Origin of the sequence: Acinetobacter genomosp. 33YU (assembly GCF_001990725.1) — a bacterium.
Classification (GTDB): Bacteria; Pseudomonadota; Gammaproteobacteria; order Pseudomonadales; family Moraxellaceae; genus Acinetobacter; species Acinetobacter seifertii.
The window spans coordinates 1-577 of the sequence record NZ_LFZQ01000055.1 but is presented as its reverse complement, the minus strand read 5'-3'; the positions used below and the strand labels follow the sequence as shown (position 1 = coordinate 577).

Sequence of the window (577 nt, the reverse complement as noted above, 5' to 3'; positions counted from 1 at the left end):
TCATATCAGGGACTTGTTCGCACCTTCCTTAGAGAAATTTGCTCAGCTTGTTGATTATCATATGGCTTTTGAAACTGTCGCACCTCATGTTTGAATTCGCCCCATATTTTTGCTACAGTGAACCAAATTAAGATCATCTATTTACTAGGCCTCGCATTTGCGGGGTTTTTAATGCTGAATAAAAGGAAAACTTGATGGAATTGCCCAATATTATGCACCCGGTCGCGAAGCTGAGCACCGCATTAGCCGCTGCATTGATGCTGAGCGGGTGCATGCCCGGTGAAATCCGCCCGACGATTGGCCAGCAAATGGAAACTGGCGACCAACGGTTTGGCGATCTGGTTTTCCGCCAGCTCGCACCGAATGTCTGGCAGCACACTTCCTATCTCGACATGCCGGGTTTCGGGGCAGTCGCTTCCAACGGTTTGATCGTCAGGGATGGCGGCCGCGTGCTGTTGGTCGATACCGCCTGGACCGATGACCAGACCGCCCAGATCCTCAACTGGATCAAGCAGGAGATCAACCTGCCGGTCGCGCTGGCGGTGGTGACTCACGCGCATCAGGACAAGATGGGCGG

Annotated in this window: 1 protein-coding gene; it reads left to right on the top strand. The window is 52.9% G+C overall.

The annotated features are described in order from the left end of the window. Positions 1–194: 194 nt before the first annotated feature. The coding region (locus AC056_RS19200) for an MBL fold metallo-hydrolase (RefSeq protein WP_416224624.1) at positions 195–577 on the top strand (383 nt) is incomplete at its 3' end.